24 protein-coding genes are annotated in these 21,822 nt (G+C 63.0%); 14 read left to right on the top strand and 10 right to left on the bottom strand.

Features of this window, described 5'->3' with window-relative positions:
• Window positions 1-360 precede the first annotated feature (360 nt).
• The 11 genes from coxB (at window position 361) to rnhA (ending at window position 9,658) form a co-directional block, all read left to right on the top strand.
• Entirely contained in the window at window positions 361-1,245 is an 885-nt protein-coding gene (gene coxB, locus WA950_RS03555) for a cytochrome c oxidase subunit II (RefSeq protein WP_424550304.1), read from the top strand.
• Window positions 1,246-1,263: 18 nt separating this feature from the next.
• The gene (ctaD, locus tag WA950_RS03560) at window positions 1,264-2,931 is read left to right on the top strand and encodes a cytochrome c oxidase subunit I (protein ID WP_424550305.1); all 1,668 of its coding nucleotides are present in this window, start codon (window positions 1,264-1,266) and stop codon (window positions 2,929-2,931) included.
• An 85-nt stretch (window positions 2,932-3,016) separates the two neighbouring features.
• A complete protein-coding gene (locus tag WA950_RS03565; protein ID WP_424550306.1) occupies window positions 3,017-3,961 on the top strand; it encodes a heme o synthase in 945 nt (314 codons plus the stop codon).
• A complete protein-coding gene (locus WA950_RS03570; protein WP_424550307.1) occupies window positions 3,961-4,101 on the top strand; it encodes a hypothetical protein in 141 nt (46 codons plus the stop codon). The genes WA950_RS03565 and WA950_RS03570 overlap by 1 nt, the downstream gene beginning before the upstream one ends.
• 1 nt (window position 4,102) lies before the next feature.
• On the top strand, window positions 4,103-4,708 hold the full coding sequence (locus tag WA950_RS03575; RefSeq protein ID WP_424550308.1) for a cytochrome c oxidase assembly protein: 606 nt from the start codon (window positions 4,103-4,105) through the stop codon (window positions 4,706-4,708).
• 58 nt (window positions 4,709-4,766) lie between these two features.
• A complete protein-coding gene (locus WA950_RS03580) occupies window positions 4,767-5,642 on the top strand; it encodes a cytochrome c oxidase subunit 3 (protein WP_424550309.1) in 876 nt (291 codons plus the stop codon).
• A 163-nt stretch (window positions 5,643-5,805) separates the two neighbouring features.
• A complete protein-coding gene (locus WA950_RS03585; RefSeq protein ID WP_424550310.1) occupies window positions 5,806-6,189 on the top strand; it encodes a DUF983 domain-containing protein in 384 nt (127 codons plus the stop codon).
• Window positions 6,158-6,946 carry an SURF1 family protein gene (locus tag WA950_RS03590; protein WP_424550311.1) on the top strand — a complete coding sequence of 263 codons (789 nt, stop codon included), beginning with the start codon at window positions 6,158-6,160 and terminating at the stop codon, window positions 6,944-6,946. Before WA950_RS03585 ends, WA950_RS03590 begins: the two co-directional genes overlap by 32 nt.
• Window positions 6,947-7,161: 215 nt before the next feature.
• A complete protein-coding gene (gene ispH, locus WA950_RS03595) occupies window positions 7,162-8,169 on the top strand; it encodes a 4-hydroxy-3-methylbut-2-enyl diphosphate reductase (RefSeq protein ID WP_424550312.1) in 1,008 nt (335 codons plus the stop codon).
• 86 nt (window positions 8,170-8,255) lie between these two features.
• Complete coding sequence (locus WA950_RS03600; protein WP_424550313.1) at window positions 8,256-9,221, top strand: homoserine kinase; 966 nt, start codon at window positions 8,256-8,258, stop codon at window positions 9,219-9,221.
• Window positions 9,218-9,658 (top strand): ribonuclease HI, encoded by a 441-nt coding sequence (gene rnhA, locus WA950_RS03605; protein ID WP_424550314.1) that lies wholly within the window; start codon window positions 9,218-9,220, stop codon window positions 9,656-9,658. The genes WA950_RS03600 and rnhA overlap by 4 nt, the downstream gene beginning before the upstream one ends.
• Window positions 9,659-9,742: 84 nt before the next feature.
• Here rnhA and WA950_RS03610 read toward each other — a convergent pair whose 3' ends face one another.
• Together WA950_RS03610 and WA950_RS03615 are read right to left on the bottom strand one after the other, a co-directional pair.
• A complete protein-coding gene (locus WA950_RS03610) occupies window positions 9,743-10,228 on the bottom strand; it encodes a peroxiredoxin (RefSeq protein ID WP_424550315.1) in 486 nt (161 codons plus the stop codon).
• Between the two features lie 73 nt (window positions 10,229-10,301).
• Window positions 10,302-11,093: a protein-disulfide reductase DsbD domain-containing protein gene (locus WA950_RS03615; RefSeq protein ID WP_424550316.1), complete on the bottom strand. Its 792-nt coding sequence runs from the start codon at window positions 11,091-11,093 to the stop codon at window positions 10,302-10,304.
• A gap of 174 nt (window positions 11,094-11,267) precedes the next feature.
• Here WA950_RS03615 and WA950_RS03620 point away from each other — a divergent pair, with 174 nt between their 5' ends.
• From WA950_RS03620 to WA950_RS03630, 3 genes are all read left to right on the top strand, one after another.
• A complete protein-coding gene (locus WA950_RS03620; protein WP_424550317.1) occupies window positions 11,268-11,873 on the top strand; it encodes a YqgE/AlgH family protein in 606 nt (201 codons plus the stop codon).
• A 98-nt stretch (window positions 11,874-11,971) separates the two neighbouring features.
• Window positions 11,972-12,163 (top strand): CsbD family protein, encoded by a 192-nt coding sequence (locus tag WA950_RS03625; RefSeq protein WP_424550318.1) that lies wholly within the window; start codon window positions 11,972-11,974, stop codon window positions 12,161-12,163.
• Between the two features lie 110 nt (window positions 12,164-12,273).
• Window positions 12,274-13,335: a zinc-binding metallopeptidase family protein gene (locus tag WA950_RS03630; protein WP_424550319.1), complete on the top strand. Its 1,062-nt coding sequence runs from the start codon at window positions 12,274-12,276 to the stop codon at window positions 13,333-13,335.
• Between the two features lie 10 nt (window positions 13,336-13,345).
• On the opposite strand, the gene WA950_RS03635 is transcribed toward WA950_RS03630, so the two are convergent.
• From WA950_RS03635 to thrC, 8 genes are all read right to left on the bottom strand, one after another.
• Window positions 13,346-16,189, bottom strand: coding sequence for an EAL domain-containing protein (locus WA950_RS03635; RefSeq protein ID WP_424550532.1), 2,844 nt, complete (start codon window positions 16,187-16,189; stop codon window positions 13,346-13,348).
• Window positions 16,190-16,312: 123 nt separating this feature from the next.
• Window positions 16,313-16,906: a GNAT family N-acetyltransferase gene (locus WA950_RS03640; protein ID WP_424550320.1), complete on the bottom strand. Its 594-nt coding sequence runs from the start codon at window positions 16,904-16,906 to the stop codon at window positions 16,313-16,315.
• 224 nt (window positions 16,907-17,130) lie between these two features.
• A complete protein-coding gene (locus WA950_RS03645; protein ID WP_424550321.1) occupies window positions 17,131-17,280 on the bottom strand; it encodes a DUF1127 domain-containing protein in 150 nt (49 codons plus the stop codon).
• Between the two features lie 140 nt (window positions 17,281-17,420).
• On the bottom strand, window positions 17,421-17,774 hold the full coding sequence (locus WA950_RS03650) for a cupin domain-containing protein (protein WP_424550322.1): 354 nt from the start codon (window positions 17,772-17,774) through the stop codon (window positions 17,421-17,423).
• 22 nt (window positions 17,775-17,796) lie between these two features.
• The gene (locus WA950_RS03655; protein ID WP_424550323.1) at window positions 17,797-18,093 is read right to left on the bottom strand and encodes a putative quinol monooxygenase; all 297 of its coding nucleotides are present in this window, start codon (window positions 18,091-18,093) and stop codon (window positions 17,797-17,799) included.
• 66 nt (window positions 18,094-18,159) lie between these two features.
• Complete coding sequence (locus tag WA950_RS03660; RefSeq protein ID WP_424550324.1) at window positions 18,160-18,798, bottom strand: glutathione S-transferase family protein; 639 nt, start codon at window positions 18,796-18,798, stop codon at window positions 18,160-18,162.
• 120 nt (window positions 18,799-18,918) lie between these two features.
• Window positions 18,919-20,217: a M16 family metallopeptidase gene (locus WA950_RS03665; RefSeq protein WP_424550325.1), complete on the bottom strand. Its 1,299-nt coding sequence runs from the start codon at window positions 20,215-20,217 to the stop codon at window positions 18,919-18,921.
• A 100-nt stretch (window positions 20,218-20,317) separates the two neighbouring features.
• Window positions 20,318-21,715 carry a threonine synthase gene (gene thrC / locus WA950_RS03670; RefSeq protein ID WP_424550326.1) on the bottom strand — a complete coding sequence of 466 codons (1,398 nt, stop codon included), beginning with the start codon at window positions 21,713-21,715 and terminating at the stop codon, window positions 20,318-20,320.
• Between the last annotated feature and the right edge of the window lie 107 nt (window positions 21,716-21,822).

The following is a 21,822-nucleotide window of genomic DNA, read 5'->3' on the forward strand; positions in this document are numbered from 1 at the left end:
AATAGGCGGCGGCGAAATGAAAAGCCCCGGGCGCTCATTTCCGATTGATTGAAGGCGGAAATTGGACGCGCGCCACATACATTATATATAGGCCGGCACGCGATTGCGCGAAATGGGTGCAGACGGCGCATCGGCCGGCGCGGGCAGGGGGGGGCGGCGCAGCCAAACCTTTCATGCTATAGGGAATTGTGAAGAAACTGTGGGGAGAGGCTTCACTCTTTTGCGTTTGCGCAAAAATGCCGCATGGGGTGTCGGCCATGGCGGTTGCGGCGCGCATGAAACTGTGGTTTTAAGCAGTCAGTATAGCAGGGATTCTGCGCATCTGTTTGATCCCAATCAAACGCCTTGGGGAGATATGTTGTGAAAAACAAAGCTCTTGCAGTTCTGGCCGCCATCGGCTGTCTGCTTTTTGCTTCGACCGCCTTTGCAGATCAGCCAGTCGACTGGCAGCTCGGCCTTCAGCCGGCCGCAACTTCGATCATGGAAGAGCTTCGCTGGTTCGAGCAGTACACATTGTGGTTCATCGTCCCGATCACGCTGTTCGTTCTCGTTCTGCTCATCGTCGTCGTCGTCCGGTTCCGCGAAAGCGCAAACCCGGTCCCGTCCAAGACCAGCCATAACACGGCGATCGAGGTCGTCTGGACGCTTGGTCCGGTCATTGCTCTCCTCTTCCTTGCAATTCCCTCGTTCCAGCTTCTGACTAGGCAGCTTGCGCCGACGGAAGAGCCGGAGCTGACGATCAAGGCCACCGGCTACCAGTGGTACTGGGGTTATGAGTATCAGGTCGGCGACAATCCGCTGACCTTCGACAGCCTGATGCTGCAGGAAGGCGATCGCGCCGCTGCCGGCAAGGAAGACAAGTCCGTCTATCCGCGCCTGCTCGCCGTCGATAACGAAATCGTCGTTCCCGTCGGCAAGCATGTCCGTCTTCTCGTTACCGCGGCAGACGTGATCCACGCCTTCGCGATGCCGTCCTTCGGCGTGAAGATCGACGCCGTACCGGGCCGCCTGAACGAAACTTGGTTCAAGGCCGACCGCGAAGGTCTGTTCTACGGCCAGTGTTCCGAGCTCTGCGGCAAGGACCATGCGTACATGCCGATCGCCATTCGCGTCGTCTCGCAAGAGAAGTACGATACCTGGCTTGCTGCCGCCGCGACCAATGTCGGCGAGGCAAACAAGGCCCTGATGGCTTCTGTCGAAGGTGCGGACAAGTCCGTCGCCGTCGCGCAGAACGCCGCGCAGTAATTCCAAGGAGTCTGATCCATGGCCGGAACATCCGCTGCCCACGGCGATCACAACGATCACCACGAACACAAGCCGCTTAGCTTCTTCCAGCGTTGGTTCCTTTCGACCAACCACAAGGACATCGGCACTCTCTACCTGATCTTCGCGATTATCGCGGGCATTATCGGCGGCGGACTGTCGGTCGTCATGCGCATGGAGCTGCAGGAGCCGGGTATCCAGATCTTCCATGGTCTGGCCCAGTTCGTCTACGGCTTCGAAGGCGATGCCGCCATCGACGGCGGCAAGCAGATGTTCAACGTCTTCACGACGGCGCACGCCCTGATCATGATCTTCTTCATGGTCATGCCGGCGCTGATCGGCGGTTTCGCCAACTGGATGGTGCCGATCATGATCGGCGCACCGGACATGGCGTTCCCGCGCATGAACAACATCTCCTTCTGGCTCATCATCCCGGCCTTCGTGCTGGTTCTGATGTCGATGTTCGCCGAAGGCCCGGCAGGCGCCTATGGCACCGGCGGCGGCTGGACGCTCTATCCGCCGTTCTCCACCTCCGGCCAGCCCGGCCCGGCCATGGACTTCGCCATCCTCGGTATCCACATTGCCGGCGCTTCGTCGATCCTCGGTGCGATCAACTTCATCACCACGATCTTCAACATGCGCGCTCCAGGCATGACGATGCACAAGATGCCGCTCTTTGCCTGGTCCGTGCTGATCACTGCCTTCCTGCTTCTGCTTTCGTTGCCGGTTCTGGCAGGCGGCATCACCATGCTGCTGACGGACCGCAACTTCGGCACGGCCTTCTTCTCGCCTGAAGGCGGCGGCGACCCGATCCTCTACCAGCACCTGTTCTGGTTCTTCGGTCACCCGGAAGTGTACATCCTGATCCTGCCTGGTTTCGGCATTGTCAGCCACATCATCTCGACCTTCTCGCGCAAGCCGATCTTCGGCTACCTCGGCATGGCCTATGCCATGGTCGCCATCGGCGCCGTCGGCTTCATCGTGTGGGCGCACCACATGTACACGGTCGGCCTGTCGCTCAACACGCAGCGTTACTTCGTGTTCGCCACGATGGTCATCGCGGTTCCGACGGGTATCAAGATCTTCTCGTGGATCGCGACGATGTGGGGCGGTTCCATCCGCTTCACGACCCCCATGCTCTGGGCGGTCGGCTTCATCTTCCTGTTCACCGTCGGCGGCGTCACGGGCGTCCAGCTCGCCAATGCCGGCCTCGACCGCGCCATGCACGACACCTACTACGTGGTTGCCCACTTCCACTACGTTCTGTCGCTGGGCGCCGTCTTCGCCATCTTCGCAGGCTGGTACTACTGGTTCCCGAAGATGACCGGCTACATGTACTCGGAGTTCATCGGCAAGCTGCACTTCTGGGTCATGTTCATCGGCGTCAACCTGATCTTCTTCCCGCAGCACTTCCTCGGTCTTGCCGGCATGCCGCGTCGTTACATCGACTATCCGGATGCCTTCGCAGGCTGGAACGCGGTCTCGTCCTACGGCTCGTACATCTCGGCCGTTGCGGTACTGCTCTTCCTCTTCGGCGTCGTCGAAGCCTTCGCAAAGAAGCGCATCGCTGGCAACAATCCGTGGGGTGAGGGTGCCAACACGCTGGAATGGCAGCTGTCTTCGCCTCCGCCGTTCCACCAGTGGGAACAGCTTCCGAAGATCAAGTAAGATCTTGAAACGATCGGGGCCGCCGGAAACGGCGGCCCCTTAAATCAAAGGCCGGGAGAACCGGCCGAAGGAGCGACGAAGAGAAATGACGGTTATCGAGCATCACGAAGCGGTTCCGGGCAGCGGCGAGGTCTACCTCTCCGAAGCGTCCCCGCGTGATTTCTTCGAGCTTTTGAAGCCGCGCGTCATGTCGCTCGTTGTCTTCACCGCCTTTGCCGGCCTCATCGTCGCCCCGGGCACGATCAACCCGGTGATCGGCGCGATAGCGATCCTCTGTATTGCCGTGGGTGCCGGTGCATCCGGTGCCCTCAACATGTGGTACGACGCGGATATCGACGCGATCATGTCGCGCACCGCCAAGCGTCCCATCCCTTCCGGCCGCATTCGCCCGAAAGAAGCGCTCGCCTTCGGCCTGACGCTCTCCGCCTTCTCGGTCGCGATCCTCGGCCTTGCGGTCAACTGGCTGTCGGCCGGCCTGCTCGCCTTCACCATTTTCTTCTACGCCGTCGTCTACACGATCTGGCTGAAGCGCTCGACGCCGCAGAACATCGTCATCGGGGGCGCATCCGGCGCCTTCCCGCCGATGATCGGCTGGGCCTGCGTTACCGGCGACGTCTCCATCGGCAGCGTTGTCCTCTTCCTCATCACCTTCCTGTGGACCCCGGCGCATTTCTGGGCGCTTGCCCTGTTCAAGATGCGCGACTATGAAGCCGTCGGCGTGCCGATGCTGCCGAATGTCGCCGGCGAGGCGACCACGAAGGTGCAGATTCTCATCTACGCGGTCCTGACCGCCGTCATCGCCGTCGTGCCGACGTTCCTCGGTTTCGCCAGCCTCGGTTACGGTCTCTTTGCCGCAGCCCTCGGCGCCGGCTTCGTATGGTATTCTGTCGGCGTGTTGCGCATGCCGGAGGGCGACCGCGCGATGGTGCCGGCCAAAAAACTCTTCGCCTTCTCCATCGTCTATCTGTTCGCGATTTTCTCCGGCCTGATGTTCGACTATGCGATCGCGTCATTCGGATGGGTATTCTAATGGAAACGGTAAATCTGACGGAAAGCCAGAAGAAGTCGCGTCGCGGCCGCAACGTTGCGCTCGGCGTGGTGCTCCTGGCGCTCGTTGTGCTGTTCTATATCATCACGCTGGTAAAGTTCACCGGCGGAATGGCGGGCTAGCATGAGCGAGACGAGCAAGGCCGAAAAGACCAGCCTCGGCAACGGGGCGATCGTCGCGATCTGCTGTTCCTTCGTGATCGGCATGGCCGGCATGGCCTATGCGGCCGTGCCGCTCTACGAGATGTTCTGCAAGGTCACCGGCTACGGCGGCACGACGCAACGCGTCGAGCAGGTCTCCGAGGTCATTCTCGACAAGACGATCAAGGTGCGCTTCGACGCCAACGTCGGCCCGGGCCTTCCCTGGAGCTTCACGCCGGTGCAGCGCGAGGTCGAGGTGAAGATCGGCGAGACCGTGCAGATCCTCTACAAGGCGCGCAACAATGCCTCGACGCCGACGACCGGCCAGGCGACGTTCAACGTGACGCCCCAGGCGGCCGGCGCCTATTTCAACAAGGTCCAATGCTTCTGCTTCACGGAAACGACGCTGAAGCCGGGCGAGGAAATGGAAATGCCCGTCGTCTTCTTCGTCGATCCCGAGATCGTCGATCCGGTCGAGACGAAGGACATCCACACGATCACGCTTTCCTATACCTTCTTCCCGCACGAGGGGACGAAGCCTGTGGCTTCGTCGGCGAAGATCAAGGTAGAAGGCGAGAACAAGCTTTGAAAGACACGTGTTCCCGGCTATGCCGGGGACTGAACGCGATACATTCGGGGATAATCAAATGGCCGATGCGCAGAAAAAACACGACTACCATATCATCGACCCAAGCCCGTGGCCGTTGCTCGCCTCCATCGGCGCCTTCGTTCTGGCGCTCGGCGGGATCGGCTACATGCGCTACAATTCCGGCGCGGCATTCAACCTGTTCGGAATGAATCTGGCGACGCCGTGGCTGTTCTACATCGGCCTGCTGATTGTGTTCTACACGATGTACGGCTGGTGGTCGGACACGGTGAAGGAGGCCCATGAGGGTCACCACACCCGCGTCGTCTCGCTGCATCTGCGCTACGGCATGATCATGTTCATCGCCTCCGAGGTGATGTTCTTCGTCGCCTGGTTCTGGGCCTTCTTCGATGCCAGCCTGTTCCCGGGCGAAGCCATCCAGGCCGCTCGCGTCGAGCATACCGGCGGTATCTGGCCGCCGAAGGGTATCGAAGTGCTCGATCCCTGGCACCTGCCGCTCTACAACACGGTCATCCTGCTGCTTTCGGGCACCTGCGTGACCTGGGCGCATCACGCGCTGCTGAACAACGACCGCAAGGGCCTCGTCAACGGTCTGGCGCTGACGGTTGTCCTCGGCATGCTCTTTTCCTACGTGCAGGCTTACGAATACGCGCACGCTCCGTTCGCCTTCAAGGATTCGATCTACGGCGCGACGTTCTTCATGGCGACCGGCTTCCACGGTTTCCACGTTCTCGTCGGCACGATCTTCCTGCTGGTCTGCCTCATTCGCGCCATGCGCGGCGACTTCACCCCGAAGCAGCATTTCGGCTTCGAGGCAGCTGCCTGGTACTGGCACTTCGTTGACGTCGTCTGGCTGTTCCTGTTCTTCGCCATCTACGTCTGGGGTGGCTGGGGCGCACCGGTCGCGCATATGTAAGCGAACGACGTTCGAATTTCGGAGACGGCCGCAGCGATGCGGCCGTTTCTGTTTTGGCGGCTGGCTGCTTTGTCGCAGCTTTTCGGTTGGACGCGGGCCGGGCCGGGCGCTACCTATCGCAAACGCGGCCTTGCGGCCGGAATCTGTTTGATTGGAACCACCCATGGACGAGGACAAGGCGCTCTATCCGCCGGTCGATCCCTTCAGCGCCGGTGCGCGGGGCCGTTGCCCACGCTGCGGCCAGGGCAAGCTGTTCGATGGCCTGCTGAAGGTGAAGCCTGCCTGCGGCAGTTGCGGGCTCGACTATTCCTTCGCCGATTCGGGTGATGGCCCGGTCGTCTTCGTGCTGCTCATCGTCGGCTTCATCGTGGTCGGTGCGGCGCTCTGGCTGGAGGTGAATGTCAACCCGCCGCTCTGGGTGCATTTCCTGTTGTGGATCCCGATGGTCCTTGCCCTCGGTCTCGTCCTGACACGCATCCTCAAGGGGCTGCTGATCACGCTGCAATATCGCAACAATGCACGACCCGGGGAGATCGACCGTGGCTGAGGTTCCCGCGAACTATAGCCCGCAACGGGGCAAGGGCAGGGCGGTCCTGGCATGGATCGCATTCCTCATCACGCTCGCCATCCTTTTGACGCTCGGCACCTGGCAGGTGCAGCGCCTGCACTGGAAGGAACAGTTTCTCGCCGAGATAGCCGAACGCCATGTCGCCACTCCCGTCACGCTGGGCGATATCGAGGCGATGGCGGCGAAGGGCGAGGATATCGAATACCGCCCCGTCACCGTTACGGGCGTTTTCGCCAACAACAAGGAGCGCCACTTCTTCGCTACCTGGCAAGGCAAGACCGGCTACTACATCTATACGCCGCTCCAGCTTGCCGACGGCCGCTTCCTGTTCGTCAATCGCGGTTTCGTGCCCTTCGAGGCGAAGGAGCCGGAAATGCGCAAGCAGGGCCAGCTCACCGGCGAACAGACCATCACCGGCCTTGCCCGCGCCCGCCTGGCGGAAAAACCGTCCTCCATCGTGCCCGACAACGATCTTTCCAAGAACATCTTCTACTGGAAGGATCTCGACACGATGGCTTCGAGCACCGGTATTCCGGCGGACAAGGTGGTGCCGGTCTTCGTCGATGCCGGCAATGCGCTGAACCCCAAGGGCTTGCCGATCGGCGCGGTCACGCAGTTCGACCTGCCGAACAACCATCTGCAATATGCCGTCACCTGGTACGGTCTTGCCGCCGCGCTGGTCGGCGTTGCCCTTTACGCGCTGTTTCGGCGAAAAGGCGATCGCCCGGCGTCGTAAAACGGCGAAGGGCCGGGGAATGCAGGCTTTCCGGCCCTTGCTTCGGTGCGCTGCCCGGCCTGTTCCGTCCTCTGCCTGAGGAAATGATTGTTTTTCCTTGGCGCGGTCGTGGTCGCCGGCCTATATGGAGGGACGATGGCGCTGCGGCGGATTTTCCGGCTCCCGGCGTTTCCGTGACCATCTTCCTTGTTGTCGTCCTCATTGCCGGATAATCGATGCGCATGATTGAAAACCGACCGGATCTGACCATCAGGCTATGTGGCCCGCGCGGTTTCTGCGCCGGCGTAGACCGCGCCATCCAGATCGTTGTGCTGGCGCTGAAGTCCTATGGCGCCCCCGTCTATGTCCGCCACGAGATCGTGCACAACCGCTATGTCGTGGAAGGCCTTGAGGCGAAGGGCGCGATCTTCGTCGAGGAACTGAACGAAATTCCGGAAGAGCATCGCAAGCAGCCCGTGGTGTTTTCCGCGCATGGCGTGCCGAAGTCCGTTCCGGCCGACGCCGAGCAGCGCAACCTTTTCTATCTCGACGCGACATGCCCGCTTGTCTCGAAGGTCCACAAGCAGGCCATGCGCCACCAGCGCCTCGGCCGCCATGTGGTGCTGATCGGCCATGCAGGCCACCCGGAGGTCATCGGCACGATGGGCCAGCTGCCGGAAGGCGCGGTCTCGCTGGTCGAGACCGTCGAGGACGCGGAAACCTATATGCCGCCGGACCCGGACAATCTCGGTTTCGTCACCCAGACGACGCTGTCGGTGGACGATACGGCCGGCGTGATAAAGCGCCTGCACGAGCGCTTTCCGAACCTTACCGCGCCGGCTGCCGATTCGATCTGCTACGCCACCACGAACCGGCAGGAAGCGGTGAAGCAGGCGGCGCCCGGCTGCGACCTCTTCCTCATCGTCGGCGCGCCGAATTCGTCCAACTCCAAGCGCCTCGTCGAAGTGGCGCTGCGGGCGGGCGCCACAAAGTCGGTGCTCGTGCAGCGCGCCTCGGAAATCGACTGGGAGACCATCGGCGACATCAGGACCGTCGGCCTGTCGGCCGGGGCGTCCGCGCCGGAAGTCATCGTCAACGAGATCATCGAGGCCTTCCGCGAGCGCTACAACGCCGTGGTGGAGCTTGCCGATACGGTCGAGGAGAACGAGCACTTCCTCGTCAATCGCGAGCTGCGCAACATCGAGCTGACCTCCGGCGACATGGCCTTCGTCAATGGGGAATGAGGCATTGCACGCCGCGATGTTCGCGCCGTGAATTGCCTTCATCCCGTCCCATCCGATTGATCCATCCTGCAATTTTGAGACCTGCCGTGGCCGTCTATACCGATATTAACGAAGACGATCTCTCCCGCTTCCTGACCGCCTATGACGCGGGCACGCTTTTGTCCTACAAGGGCATCGCCGAGGGTGTGGAGAATACGAATTTCCTGCTGCACACCACCAAGGGCGCCTTCATCCTGACGCTCTATGAAAAGCGCGTGGACCCGAACGACCTGCCGTTCTTCCTTGGCCTGATGCATCATCTCGCCGAGCGGGGCCTGTCCTGCCCGCTACCCCTGCCGCGCAGCGACGGCGCGCTGCTGGGCGAACTGTCCGGCCGCCCCGCCGCGATGATCTCCTTCCTCGAAGGCATGTGGCTGCGCAAGCCCGCGGCAAGACATTGCCGCGAGGTCGGCCGCGCGCTTGCCGAAATGCACCTTGCCGGCGAAGGCTTCGAGATCACCCGCAAGAACGCGCTCTCCGTCGATGGCTGGCGTCCGCTGTGGGACAAGTCGGCCGAGCGGGCCGACGAGGTGGAGAAGGGCCTTCAGGACGAGATTGCCGGCGAACTGGCCTTCCTCGAGGCCAACTGGCCCAAGGACCTGCCGGCCGGCGTCATCCATGCCGATCTCTTCCAGGACAATGTCTTCTTCATCGGCGACGAGCTGTCCGGCCTCATCGATTTCTATTTCGCCTGCAACGATCTCCTGGCCTATGACGTCGCCACCTGCCTCAATGCATGGTGCTTCGAGAAGGACGGCTCGTTCAACCTCACCAAGGGCATGGCGCTGCTTGCCGGCTACGAGAGCGTGCGTCCGCTTTCCGCCGGGGAAGTCGAGGCCCTGCCGTTGCTTGCGCGCGGCTCGGCGCTGCGCTTCTTCCTGACGCGGCTCTACGACTGGCTGACGACGCCCGCCGGCGCGCTGGTCGTCAAGAAGGACCCGCTCGAATATCTGAGCAAGCTGCGCTTCCACCGCCAGGTGAAAAACGCTGCGGAATACGGACTCTCCCGATGAAACATGTCGATATTTTTACGGATGGCGCCTGCTCGGGCAATCCCGGTCCCGGCGGCTGGGGCGCGGTGCTGCGCTATGGCGAGGTCGAGAAGGAATTGTCCGGCGGCGAGGCGCATACGACGAACAACCGTATGGAGCTCTCGGCGGCTGTCGCGGCGCTTGGCGCGCTGAAGTCGCCCTGCGAGATCGATCTCTACACGGACTCGAAATACGTCATGGACGGTATTTCCAAGTGGATTTTCGGCTGGAAGAAGAATGGCTGGAAGACCGCCGACAAGAAGCCGGTGAAGAACGGCGATCTCTGGCAGGCCCTCGACGAGGCGCGCATGCGCCACAAGGTCGAGTGGCACTGGGTGAAGGGCCATGCCGGCCACCCGGAAAACGAACGCGCCGACGAACTCGCGCGACAGGGCATGGCGCCGTTCAAGAAGGGCTGAAGAAATGCTCCTCTTCCCGCAAGCGGGGAGAGGATGCCGGTAGGCAGGCGAGGGGCATCGCCCCCCGCTCATGAAAAGCTCAGCTCAAAGCTGCTCGATCATTGCGGCGGCGCCCGAGACGGTCGCCTGGCCGGGGCTTTCCTCGACGTTCAGCGTCTTCACCACACCGTCTTCGACGAGCATGGAGTAGCGCTTGGAGCGCACGCCGAGCGTGCCGGCGGACAGGTCGATGTCCATGCCGAGCGCCTTGGTGAAGGCGGCATCCCAGTCGGCCAGGAAGCGCAGCTTGCCCGCGCCGCCCGTCGATGTCGCCCAGGCGCCCATGACATGGTGGTCGTTGACGGCGACGACGGCGATGTCGTCCACGCCCTTGCCGAGGATCGCGTCACGGTTTTCCAGATAGCCCGGAAGGTGGTTCAGCGAGCAGGTCGGCGTGAAGGCGCCGGGGACGGCGAACAGCACGACGCGCTTGCCCTTGAAAAGGTCGTCGGTCGAGATTTCGGCGGGACCGTCCGGCGTGCGCTCCTTGAGCTTGAGGTCGGGCAGCTTGTCTCCAACGGCAATGGTCACGGCGTCTCTCCTTACTGGTAAGCGTAGTGGCAACCGGCCCCGATGGGCCTTGCCGCGGCACTATAGGGGAGCGCTAGTCGATGGCAAGCGGGCTTTCCATCGACGTCTCGCCCGCGCGCAGGGTCAGGAGAATCGGGTTCTTTTCGAGATCGAAGACCTTCGGCCTGTGCAGCACCGGCACCTCGGAAACGAAGGCGTCGCCCTCGCGGCGCACGGAGGTCGCCGCGCCGAATTCGAAGCTCGACGAGGCGGAGAGGAAGACATCCGGCAAGGGGCCTTCGGTAGGAGCCTCGAAGCGGACCGTCACGCTCTTGCCATCGGCGGCCCATCGGCCCGACAGCGGCTTGAAACCATCGCCTGCGCCACGGGGAAGCGATGCCTCGGCGCCGGCGATCGCCGTTTCCTCCAGCGGGTTGGCAAAGGGTTCACTGGCCGCATCCACCGTCAGCTCCGCCTGTACGGGAATGCAGATATCCTTGCAGACACCGAGAAAGACGGTCGCGGTGATCGCCGTGCCCACGGCCTTGTCCAGTCTGAGCGGCAATTGGACGGGTTCGTCGTAACCGACATAATGCGCTTCGTCGTCGCCCAGCCGCTTGGGCGCGGGATAGCCGATCGAGACAAGCTCCGCGCCGCTGATGGTGATCGATGGTGGAATGCCACTGCCGCCCGGATTGCGCCAATAGGTCTTCCAGCCGTCATGCAGGCGAATATCGAGCATGGCGCGCACGGAACCGTCGGCGGCGGCCGGTAGCGCGACGAGGCGCACGTCGCCACCCGGCGTCTCGACCCAGGCAGAGGTCTCCGCGGCGGCGGTCGAATTGACAAAAAGCAACGCTGCGAGAGCGGTTTGCAGGCGGTTCATGATTCCATATCTAGCCCCGGCTGGGTGCCCTTTCCAGCAGCAAACAGCGCCCGGCGATCATAATTGCTTGATCGCAGGCCGTTTTATCCTTGCTTTTTTTGCAAGGCTGGCGCGGACTACCAGCGAAAAAGAACGCTTTTCATTTGGCGGCGAATTGATAGGCTGGCCCGCACTATGGCTATGTCAGTGCTGAAGAACAGGCGAGAGCGCGGCTTTCTTGACGGTCAGTTCCTGATCGCCATGCCAGGCATGTCTGACGCAAATTTTGCCCGCACCGTCGTCTATATCTGCGCCCATTCCGCAGACGGGGCCATGGGCTTCGTGATCAACCGGCCGCAGCAATTGAACTTTTCCGACGTGCTGCTGCATCTCGACCTGTTGGGAGAGGACGAGGTGATCCGCCTGCCGGGCGAAACCCGCGATTTTCCGATCCGCAGCGGCGGCCCAGTCGAGAGCGGGCGCGGCTTCGTCCTGCATTCGGACGACTATCTGTCGGAATCGAGCATTCCGGTCAGCGACGATATCTGCCTGACGGCGACACTCGATATCGTGCGCGCCATATCCCGCGGACGCGGGCCGCAGCGCGGCCTCATGATGCTCGGCTATGCCGGCTGGGGGGCAGGGCAGATCGAGAATGAGATCGGCGCCAATGGCTGGCTTTCGTGCCCGGCCGAGGAAGAGCTGATCTTCGATACGAACCTCGACAACAAGTACGAGCGCGCGCTCGGGCTCATGGGCATCTCGCCCGCGATGCTTTCCGTCGAGATCGGCCACGCCTGAAAGGCGGCGTACTTCATCTTTCTTTCGGGAACCTGCCAGCGCCCAGCGACGTTGTTTGGCTGCGTGAATGGTCACGCTCTGACAACAGGAGTACGACGGTGGGCAGCACGAGCGACAAGATCAAGGGTACGGCAAACGAACTGGCCGGCAAGGCCAAGCAGGCAGTCGGCAAGGCAACCGATAACCCAAAGCTGCGCGCCGAGGGCGCGGGCCAGGAACTCAAGGGCAAGACCCAGAAGGCCGTCGGTAAGGCGAAGGATGCCGTGAAGGACAAGATCGACCGCCTCTGATCCATCGGGGTGACCGGTGTCACCCGTCATTCGTGACAAATGCGTACCCGTGTCGCCTCTGGCCGATGCGGGTATTCGTATGAAGCCACATCCGCCCGCAAGGGGACGTCATGAAGCTCTTTACCTGCAGGACCTGCGGCCAGACCATCCATTTCGACAATCGTCTCTGCGTGCGCTGCGGTTCCTCGCTGGGGTTCCTCGCCGGGGATGTGACGCTGCATGCGCTGGTGCCGCAAGGCGAGGGGGCCTGGTCGATCGCGCCCGGCCAGGGCCTCTACCGGTTCTGCGCGAACGCCGCCCACGACGTCTGCAACTGGCTGCTGCCGGCCGGCAGTCCGCATGCCTTCTGTGAGGCCTGCCGCCACAACCGCATCGTACCGCTGACCGACCCGAAGGGGCTGGAGCGCTGGCGGCGCATCGGATCGGCGCAGCGTCACCTCTTCTATTCCCTGCTGCGTTGGAAGCTGCCGCATCCGACCCGCAAGGAGGATCCGGCCGGCGGCCTCGTCTTCGATTTCCTGGCGGACGAGGTGGATGCGTCCGGCAATGTCGTCAATGCCGCGATGACCGGCCATGAGGATGGGCTGATAGGCCTGCGCGCTGCGGAAGCCGACGACGAGGTGCGCGAAAGCGTGCGCGTCTCGATGGGCGAACCCTACCGCTCGCTGCTCGGCCACTTCCGCCACGAAATCGGGCACTTCTACTGGGCGCAACTCGTTCGCGACGCGGCGACGCTGGAAGAGGCGCGACGCCTTTTCGGCGATGAGCGCGCGGACTATGCGGGCGCCCTGCGGCGCAACTACGAGCAAGGCCCGCCGCCCGGCTGGCAGGAGAACTTCATCAGCGCCTATGCGAGTTCCCATCCGGCCGAGGATTTCGCCGAATGCTGGGCGCATCTTTTCCATATCGTGGATACGCTGGAGACCGCCCGCTCCTTCGGCCTCAACATCGACCCGAAGGGGCATGAGGAACTGGAGGCCGAGGTCACCTTCGATCCCTACCGTGCGCCAGGCGCCGGCCGTCTCGTCGATGCGTGGATACCGCTCAGCGTCGCGCTCAACGCCATCCAGCGCTCCATGGGGCAGCCGGACAGCTACCCCTTCGTCCTGCCGCCGCCCGTCGTCGAAAAGCTCGATTTCATCAACCGACTGGTGCGCACCGCGACGGTCTAGCTGCCGTCCCTTACGCCCGCTTCATCAGCGGAAACCGTTCCTTGAGCAGCCGCAGGACCGAATCGTAGCCGATCGGCGGGCCGAAGAGATAGCTCTGGCCGAACTCGCAGCCCATATTGCCGAGCTCGATGGCGTCCTCCTCCGACTCGATACCTTCCGCGACGACCTGCATGTCCAGCTCGCGTGCCATCGACACGACGGAGCGCAGCAGCACGGTGCGCTTGTCGGAACCGTCGCGCACCAGTGCCTTGTCGACCTTGATCGTGTCGAAGGGGAAGCGCGTGAGATAGGAAAGCGAGGAATGGCCCGTTCCGAAATCGTCGAGCGCGAGGCCGAGGCCGATATCCTTCAGCTTGGTGAGGATCAGGCGGGCCTGTTCCGGGTTTTCCATCACCACGGATTCGGTGAGTTCCAGCTTGATCTTCTGCGGCTCGCAGCGCGTGCGGGCGAGCGCCGCGCGCACATCGTTGTAGAGTTCGTTGTTGAGCAGCTGGGCGCTGGAGAGGTTGACCGAGACGAAGACGGGCAGGTCCCCGGTCTGGTGCTGCCAGTCCATCAGGTCGCTTGCCGCCTTGTCGAAGGCGAAGAGGCCGAGCTGGTTGATAAGGTCCGAACATTCCGCAATCGGGATGAATTCGGTGGGCGAGATGTTGCCGCGCTTGGGGTGATCCCAGCGCATCAGGGCCTCGAAGCCGGCGATCTCGGCATCCGAGAGGCGCACGATCGGCTGGTAGACGAGCGAGAGCTCCTTGCGCTCGATGGCGCGGCGAAGGTCGGACTCGATCTGGAGGCGGTCGGCGCCGAAGGTGCGGAAGGCAGGGCGGAAGGGTTCGACGCGGTTGCCGCCGGCCTTCTTGGCCCGGTACATGGCAAGTTCCGCATCGTTGAGCAGCCCCAGCGCATCCTCCTGCTGGTCGACCCAGGAGACGAGCCCGATGGAGGCCGTCAGGATGATCTCGCGGCCGCCGAAATTGATCGGCACCATGATGGCCTTGCTGACCGCATCGGCGAAATCGGCGACCTTGGCCGGGTCGCGCTCAGACATCAGGATGAGGCCGAACTGGTCGCCGGCGAGGCGCGCCAGCGTGTCCTGTGGCTTCATCAGGCGGCGCAGGCGGCGGGTGAGGGCGATCAGGATATTGTCGCCGGCGGCAATGCCGAGCGCATCGTTGACCTGCTTGTAGCGGTCGATATCGATGGTCAGAACCGTCGGGCGCACGCTCTCGGTGCTGGCGGTGAGCGACAGGAGCGATTGCAGGCGATCGAGGAACACCTGGCGGTTCGGCAGGCCCGTCAGGTTGTCGTGCAGGGCGTCCTGCAGCAGCCGGTCGACGGAATTCTTCTGTTCGGTGATGTCGATGATGGTGCCGACGCAGCGGATGATCTCGCCATTGGCGCCGAGCACCGGCCGAGCGCGGATCGACAGCCAGTGATAGTGGCCGTCCTCGGCGCGCACGCGGAACTGATGGTTGAGGCGGCCCCTGCGATGCTCCAGCAGCACGTCGAGCGTCGCGCGGAAACGGTCGCGGTCGTCCGGGTGCAGGCGCGGCAGCCAGTTGCGCGCCGGGCCGTGCATGACGCCGGGCGCAAGGCCGAGCTGGATGGAGATGTCCGGAATGGTGACGACGCGGTCGCGAGCCACGTCCCAGTCCCATACCGTATCGCCGGAGCCTGTCAGCGCCAGCGACTGGCGCTCGAGATCGGAGAACAGGCCCTGGCTATAGGCGCCGCCGGCAAAGGCGTGCTGCATGACCGTGAAGCCGATGAGAAGCACGATAAGCACGAGGCCGCCGCCGAGAGCGGGCTGGATGATGTCGTTGTTGAGCTGGCCCGTCACCGTCAGCCAGGCGCCAAACAGCCAGACGAGGATCAGCGACCAGGCGGGCACCAGAAGGATCGCGCGGTCGTAGCGGTTGAATCCGAGATAGGCGATGAGCACGATGCCGACCGTGCCCGTGAGGGCGAAGGAGAGGCGGGCAATGCCCGAGGCGATCGGCGGATCGTAGATCGCGACGCCGAACAGCAGGCCGAGGCCGAGGATCCAGGCGAGCGTCGCATAGGACAGATGCGCGTGCCAGCGGTTGAGGTTGAGATAGGTGAAGAGGAAGACGACGAGGCCCGCCGCAAGCGATACTTCCGTTCCCGCCCGCCATATGCGCTCGTCGCCGGCCGTGATGCTGATAAGCTTCGACAGGAAACCGAAATCGACGCAGATATAGCCGAGCACCGCCCAGGCAAGCGCCGCCGTCGCCGGCAGCATGGATGTGCCCTTCACCACGAAGAGGATGGTGAGGAACACGGCCAGCAGGCCCGCGATGCCGAGCACGATGCCGCGGTAGAGCGTGAAGGCGTTGACCGTGTCCTTGTAGGCGTCCGGTTGCCAGAGATAGATCTGCGGCAGCTCGGGGGTGGCCAGTTCCGCAACGAAGGTGACGACCGTGCCGGGGTTGAGCGTGATGCGGAAGACGTCCGCCTCCTCGCTCGCCTGCCGGTCCAGCGCGAAGCCTTCGCTCGGTGTGATCGAGATGATGCGCTTGGCGCCGAGGTCCGGCCAGAAGAGCTTGGATTGCACGAGGCGGAAATGCGGCGCGACGATCAGGCGGTCGATCTGCTCTTCCGAGACATTGGCGAGCGCGAAGACGGCCCAGTCGCCCTGATGCGCGTCCGAGGTGGCGCGCACCTCGATGCGGCGCACGATGCCGTCCGTGCCGGGCGCGGTGGAAACCTGGAAGGCTTCGCCGCGGCCGGTGTAGATTTCCGTGGTGGCGGTCAGGTCCAGCGCGGTGTCGTCACGGGAGATCTTCACCGGCTCGACGGCAAGGGCCCGGCCCGCGAAGACGCCGAAAAGCAGCATCGCCGTGAGAAGGATGAGGGCGAGCAACCGGCTGGCATGCAACGCTTGCGGCGCGGATGGAGACGTCATTGAAAGTGCACTGTCCTTCGGTACTGCCCAGTCCTGCCGCGCCCTTCGCACCGCTTACGACTGCCGGTCGGCCGCCAGAAGCGAGAACATCACGTGGTCGCGCCACTCCCCGTTTATCTTCAGATACTCCCGAAGGTAGCCTTCCTGCCGAAAGCCGACCTTTTCAAGGAGACGGATGCTTCTTGTATTGTCTGGAATACAGGCTGCCTCGATACGGTGCAACTGAAGGCTGGAAAAGATATAGGGTATGGCCAGTTCCAGGGCACCGAACATGTGGCCCTGGCCGGCATGGCGCTCGCCCATCCAGTAGCCGATCATGCAGCATTGCGCCGCGCCGCGCCTGATATAGCCGATGGTCAGCCCGCCGAGCAGCACGTTTTCCGCACGCGTGAAGACGAGCAGCGGCACGGCCTGGCCGGATGAAAATTCCTGTTCATTTCTGATGACGCGGGTGCGGAAGGAGCTTTCCGTCAGCTCGTCGTTGCGCCAGGCCGGTTCCCACGGTTCGAGGAAGCGGCGGCTTTCCGAGCGCAGCGAATACCATTGGCGGTAGTCTTGATAGCGGGGAAGGCGCAGCAGGTGCCGGTCGCTGGCAAGCTCAAGGGTGTCGGGCTGCCGGGACAAAAACCGAAAAACCGACCGTGTCATTCCATCCTCCGCACACGACGCGCCAGTGGCGCGCCATTCCTTCAGATTATGCCGAGAGGCTCGGCATCGTCAAATGGTGCGCCGGCAGAAAACAAAACCCGCCTCGCGGCGGGTTCGATACGAGCAGGGTATGTTTCAAGCCACCACGAGGTGGAATGGCAGATGACCGGAACAAGCGCCTGTCGAAAAGCGCGCCATCGTCATCATGCCCGGCGCTTGGCCGTTCAGCCGAGTACCGTGAGGCCCTTTACGGCGGACTGGATGTTCGAGCGCGAAATGCCGAGATCCTGGAGGGCGCGGTCGTCGAGGGCGCTGAGTTCGCGCATTGCACGGCGGTCGGCGACGTTCTTTTTGAGCTTTGCGAAGATGTTCATGGTCAACTCCTTTGGGTTGCCCATGATATAAACAATCGCGTGCCCGGGGAAAATGCATATGCTTGCAGCGGAGGCATGCTTCCATTGCATAGCGGCTGGTTGATGATGCCCAAGAATGCGGCGCGTGGCGGAAGCGGTCGCTATTCCAGGTTCTCCTGGATCAACTCGTCGGATACGTGAAGATCGGTCGTCTCCAGCCGGCCGGGGCCGAGATTGATGAATTTGTGCGGCACATTGGCGGGGCCGAACACGATCTGGCCCGCGGTCGCCTCAAGCTGCTGGTCGCCCACCGTAAAGAGTGCACGACCTTCGCGCACGATGAAGACCTCGTCATAGGGGTGCCGGTGGAGCGGTGGCCCGCGCCCGGGTTCGTCCGTGGTGTAGAACACGACCGAGACATTGGTGCCGAACCGTTTTCCCTCGAATTCGCCCTTCCAGACGTCCGGCTTTTCCGCCCATTGGGCGCGTTCGAGCAAGGCGGCGATTTTTTCCATGGGCTTCCTCCCTTTCCTTCGCTCAACGCGCGGCGGCAAAACCGTCCATCAGGATGAAGGTGCCCTCCTTGCGCTGGTGGGCGTCGATCTGCGGGACGAGACGGCGGAAATGCTCCGTGGAGCAGTGAAGGTCCAGCGCTGCGCGGTCGGGCCAGGTTTCGATGAAGATGAAATGGCCCGGGTCTTTCTGGTCCGTGAAGAGATCATAGCTGATGCACAACGGTTCGCGGCGGGTGAGGTCCACGAGCTCTTCATAGAGCGGCGTAACGATGCTGATCGCTTCGGGCCGAATGAAATCCTGCGCAATGACCTTCAGCATCCCTGTCTCCGCTGTCCACACGTTCGCCGCGACGACTATCGCAAAAGCCGTATCGTGGCGAGGGGGTCAGTCCGCCCTGGCGAAATGCGCCATCTGGTCGGCAAGCGCTTTCCTGAAGGCCGGCCGGGCGGTGGCGCGGGCGATGTAGGCGCGGCACGCGGGCTGTTCCGCCAGCCCGTCGAACCGATCGATCAGGCGAAGCACATCGGCCATCAGGATATCGGCGATGGAGAAGGGCCCGGCCAACCATTCGCGCTGCAATAGGATCGGTTCCATATGCTGTACCCGCGCCTTGAGAAAGGCGTCGAGGGGTTTGCGCGCGGGCGTATCTGCGGGAAAGCCGGAGAAGATCATGATCGACCAGGGCACGCTCGCCATCTCGATGGAATTGAGCGCGGCAAACGTCCATTCCGTGACCAGGGCGCGGCCATGCGGGTCGGTGGGGATCAGCTTGTCGCTGCGTTCGCCAAGATGGAGCAGGATCGCGCCGGTTTCGAAGATCGAGATATCGCCGTCCACCAGCCACGGCACCTGCCCGAACGGCTGGTGGACATAGTGCCCGGCCTTGCGATCGCGGAAGGGCACGCTTTCCACCCGGTAGGGCAGACCGGCTTCCTCCAGCGCCCATCGCACGCGCAGGTCACGCACATGGCCGCGCGGCGTCTCGGGCACCCAGTCGAAGGTCGTGAGGACAAGATCGGTCATGGGGCGTCGCGTCTCCTTTCCCGTCTAAAGACAAGAACGGACGAACGGTTCCCATTGCGACATTGCTGGCGGTGTTATTTTTTCCCCGGCGGCTGACCGTCGGGGAAAGGCCGTCGGCTCTCAGCCAGCCGCGCGCTCCGGCAAGGCGGCGCGTGACAGGGAGCGGGCGATGTCGCCGGTCGGCACGAGGTGTTCCAGCGGGCCGATTGCCGAGATGGTCGGCATCGTGTCGAAGAACAGGCGGCCGGCAAGGTCCGTCAGGCGCTCGATGGTGATGCCCTGAAGGCGCTCCATTAGTTCCTCGTTCGGGATCGGGCGGCCGTAGAGCATCATCTGGCGGGCGATCTGGCCGGCGCGGGCGGCCGGGCTTTCCTGCCCCATCAGGAGCTGGGCGCGGATCTGCGCGCGGGCGCGCTCGATTTCCTGCTGCTCGATGTTTTCCGACGACTTCTTCAGTTCGTCGAAGATCACCGGCATCAGCTCGGGTAGGTTCTCGCCGCCGGTCGCGGCGTGGATGCCGAAGATGCCGGTATCGGAAAAGCCCCAGTGGAAGGCATAGATCGAATAACAGAGGCCGCGATGTTCGCGCACTTCCTGGAACAGGCGGGAGGACATGCCGCCGCCGAGGATGTTGGCAAGGATCTGCGAACAGTAGAAATCGCGGGCGTGGTAGGCCTTGCCCTCGAAGCCGAGCAGGACCTGCGCGTCCATGAGATCGCGCGTTTCGCGAATGTCGCCGCCGGTATAGCGCGCCGGCTCGAAGACCGGCGAAATCTTCGGCGCGGTCGGCAGGCTGGAGAAGCGATCCTCCACCTGGTGCACGAATTCGTCGTGGTTCACCGAGCCGGCCGCGACGACGAACATGCGGTCCGTCGTGTAGTTGCGGTCGAGATAGCTGCGGATTTCGCCGGGAGAGAAGGAAAGAACGCTGTCGGGCGTGCCGAGGATCGCGCGGCCGATGATCTGGTCGCGGTAGGCGACTTCGGAGAACTTGTCGAAGACCACGTCGTCCGGCGTGTCGTTCGCAGCGCCGATTTCCTGAAGGATGACGTGCTTTTCGCGGCGCAGTTCTTCCTCGTCGAAGACCGATTCCGTCAGGATGTCGGCGAGGATATCGACCGCGAGCGGGACATGGTCCTTCAGGACGCGGGCGTAGTAGGAGGTGGTTTCCGTCGAGGTGGCGGCGTTGACCTCGCCGCCGACATTCTCGATTTCCTCGGCGATCTGCCGGGCGGAGCGGCGCTCCGTGCCCTTGAAGGCCATGTGCTCGAGCAGGTGGGCGATGCCGTGCTCGTCCGAGGTTTCGTTGCGTGAGCCTGACTTGATCCATACACCGAGAGCCACGCTCTCAAGATGGGGCATGTTTTCCGTTACCACGGTCAACCCGGACGAGAGCCGGGTGCACTCAACTTTCATCATGCGCACTTTCTGCGTTCCAGCATTTCCGTCTTCTCGAGAATGACGGAAATGGCCTCCCTGTGATCACGCAATTCCGGTCGCGAACGCTCCTGGAAATGCTCTAGCCCCGGATTCGCGAGTGGTTGCCGATGAAGGCTTCCACGACGTCGAGTTCCGCACTCAGGACGTCGAACCGCTCCTCCCTTTGCATCAGGTCAGCAAGCCACGTCGGAAGCGCCGGGTCAATACCGCATGCCGATTTTACTGCGGCGGGGAATTTCGCCGGATGCGCGGTGGCGAGCGTCACCATGGGGGCGTTCGCCTTCTCGTGCTTTGCAGCCACGAAGACCCCGATCGCCGAGTGCGGATCGAGCAGATAGCCCGTGTCCTTCAGCGTGTCGCGGATGGTTGCCGCCACCTGTTTTTCCGAAGCGCGGCCGGCGCGGAACTCCTTGCGGATCGCCTTCAGCGCACGCTCCTCGATGTCGAAGGCGCGCGATTGCTTGAGGCTGTCCATGGCACGGCGCACGGCGCCTGCATCGCGGTCATTGGCCTCGAACAGCAGGCGTTCGAAGTTGGAGGAGATCTGGATGTCCATGGACGGCGAGGTGGTGGCCTTGACGCCCTTCATCTCGTAGCGGCCGGTCTTCAGCGTGCGGGCGAGGATGTCGTTCTCGTTCGTCGCGATGACCAGCTTGTCGATCGGCAGGCCCATGCGCTTGGCGGCATAACCGGCGAAGATGTCGCCGAAATTGCCGGTCGGCACGGTGAAGGAGATCTTGCGGTCCGGGCCGCCGAGCGCGACGGAGGTCGTGAAATAATAGACGATCTGGGCCATGATGCGCGCCCAGTTGATCGAGTTTACGCCGGAAAGCTTCATCCGGTCGCGGAACTTCGTGTCGTTGAACATCGCCTTCACGAGATCCTGGCAATCGTCGAAATTGCCCTTGATGGCGAGTGCGTGGACGTTCTTCTCGGCGGAGGTCGTCATCTGGCGCTGCTGCACCGGCGAGACCTTGCCTTCCGGGAAGAGGATGAAGATATCGGTGCGCTCGCGGCCGGCAAAGGCGTCGATGGCCGCGCCGCCCGTATCGCCCGACGTGGCGCCGACGATGGTGGCGCGTTCGCCGCGAACGGCAAGCGCATGGTCCATCAGGCGGGCGAGCAGCTGCATCGCGACGTCCTTGAACGCCAGCGTCGTGCCATGGAACAGCTCCATGACGAAGGAATTGGGGCCGGTCTGCACCAGCGGCGCGATGGCCGGATGGCGGAAGGTGGCATAGGCTTCGTCGATCATCGCCCGGAACTTGTCCGCCGGGATATCGCCCTCGACGAAGGGCAGGAGCACCGTGAAGGCGATCTCTTCATAGGATTTTCCGCGCAGCGCCCGGATGGCCTTCTTGGAGAAGGTCGGCCATTCGCGCGGCACATAGAGGCCGCCGTCGCGGGCAAGGCCCGCCAGAAGCGCATCGGAAAAGCCGAGGGAAGGGGCCTCGCCCCGCGTCGAAACATAATCCACGTTCACAGGTCCTTGAAATCGTTGGGGCTTGCGGACGGGATCGTCCGCCGGTCGTTCGGTCGCTGTGCTGCCATCGTCCTTCCGACCCTATCCGAAAGGCCACGGCC

It is taken from the genome of Shinella sp. (assembly GCF_049651085.1).
GTDB lineage: Bacteria > Pseudomonadota > Alphaproteobacteria > Rhizobiales > Rhizobiaceae > Shinella.

What these genes read in the sequence shown, in the direction of transcription:
- ispH (WP_424550312.1), top strand. Translation starts at nt 7,162, where the DNA reads ATGCGCATGATTGAAAACCGACCGGATCTGACCATCAGGCTATGTGGC.
- WA950_RS03615 (WP_424550316.1), bottom strand. Translation starts at nt 11,093, where the DNA reads ATGAACCGCCTGCAAACCGCTCTCGCAGCGTTGCTTTTTGTCAATTCG.
- WA950_RS03660 (WP_424550324.1), bottom strand. Translation starts at nt 18,798, where the DNA reads ATGACCGATCTTGTCCTCACGACCTTCGACTGGGTGCCCGAGACGCCG.
- WA950_RS03620 (WP_424550317.1), top strand. Translation starts at nt 11,268, where the DNA reads ATGGCTATGTCAGTGCTGAAGAACAGGCGAGAGCGCGGCTTTCTTGAC.
- WA950_RS03650 (WP_424550322.1), bottom strand. Translation starts at nt 17,774, where the DNA reads ATGGAAAAAATCGCCGCCTTGCTCGAACGCGCCCAATGGGCGGAAAAG.
- WA950_RS03585 (WP_424550310.1), top strand. Translation starts at nt 5,806, where the DNA reads ATGGACGAGGACAAGGCGCTCTATCCGCCGGTCGATCCCTTCAGCGCC.
- WA950_RS03635 (WP_424550532.1), bottom strand. Translation starts at nt 16,189, where the DNA reads ATGCTGCTTTTCGGCGTCTTCGCGGGCCGGGCCCTTGCCGTCGAGCCG.
- WA950_RS03630 (WP_424550319.1), top strand. Translation starts at nt 12,274, where the DNA reads ATGAAGCTCTTTACCTGCAGGACCTGCGGCCAGACCATCCATTTCGAC.
- WA950_RS03640 (WP_424550320.1), bottom strand. Translation starts at nt 16,906, where the DNA reads ATGACACGGTCGGTTTTTCGGTTTTTGTCCCGGCAGCCCGACACCCTT.
- WA950_RS03645 (WP_424550321.1), bottom strand. Translation starts at nt 17,280, where the DNA reads ATGAACATCTTCGCAAAGCTCAAAAAGAACGTCGCCGACCGCCGTGCA.
- WA950_RS03580 (WP_424550309.1), top strand. Translation starts at nt 4,767, where the DNA reads ATGGCCGATGCGCAGAAAAAACACGACTACCATATCATCGACCCAAGC.
- WA950_RS03655 (WP_424550323.1), bottom strand. Translation starts at nt 18,093, where the DNA reads ATGCTGAAGGTCATTGCGCAGGATTTCATTCGGCCCGAAGCGATCAGC.
- WA950_RS03570 (WP_424550307.1), top strand. Translation starts at nt 3,961, where the DNA reads ATGGAAACGGTAAATCTGACGGAAAGCCAGAAGAAGTCGCGTCGCGGC.
- rnhA (WP_424550314.1), top strand. Translation starts at nt 9,218, where the DNA reads ATGAAACATGTCGATATTTTTACGGATGGCGCCTGCTCGGGCAATCCC.
- ctaD (WP_424550305.1), top strand. Translation starts at nt 1,264, where the DNA reads ATGGCCGGAACATCCGCTGCCCACGGCGATCACAACGATCACCACGAA.
- WA950_RS03565 (WP_424550306.1), top strand. Translation starts at nt 3,017, where the DNA reads ATGACGGTTATCGAGCATCACGAAGCGGTTCCGGGCAGCGGCGAGGTC.
- WA950_RS03575 (WP_424550308.1), top strand. Translation starts at nt 4,103, where the DNA reads ATGAGCGAGACGAGCAAGGCCGAAAAGACCAGCCTCGGCAACGGGGCG.
- WA950_RS03665 (WP_424550325.1), bottom strand. Translation starts at nt 20,217, where the DNA reads ATGATGAAAGTTGAGTGCACCCGGCTCTCGTCCGGGTTGACCGTGGTA.
- WA950_RS03590 (WP_424550311.1), top strand. Translation starts at nt 6,158, where the DNA reads ATGCACGACCCGGGGAGATCGACCGTGGCTGAGGTTCCCGCGAACTAT.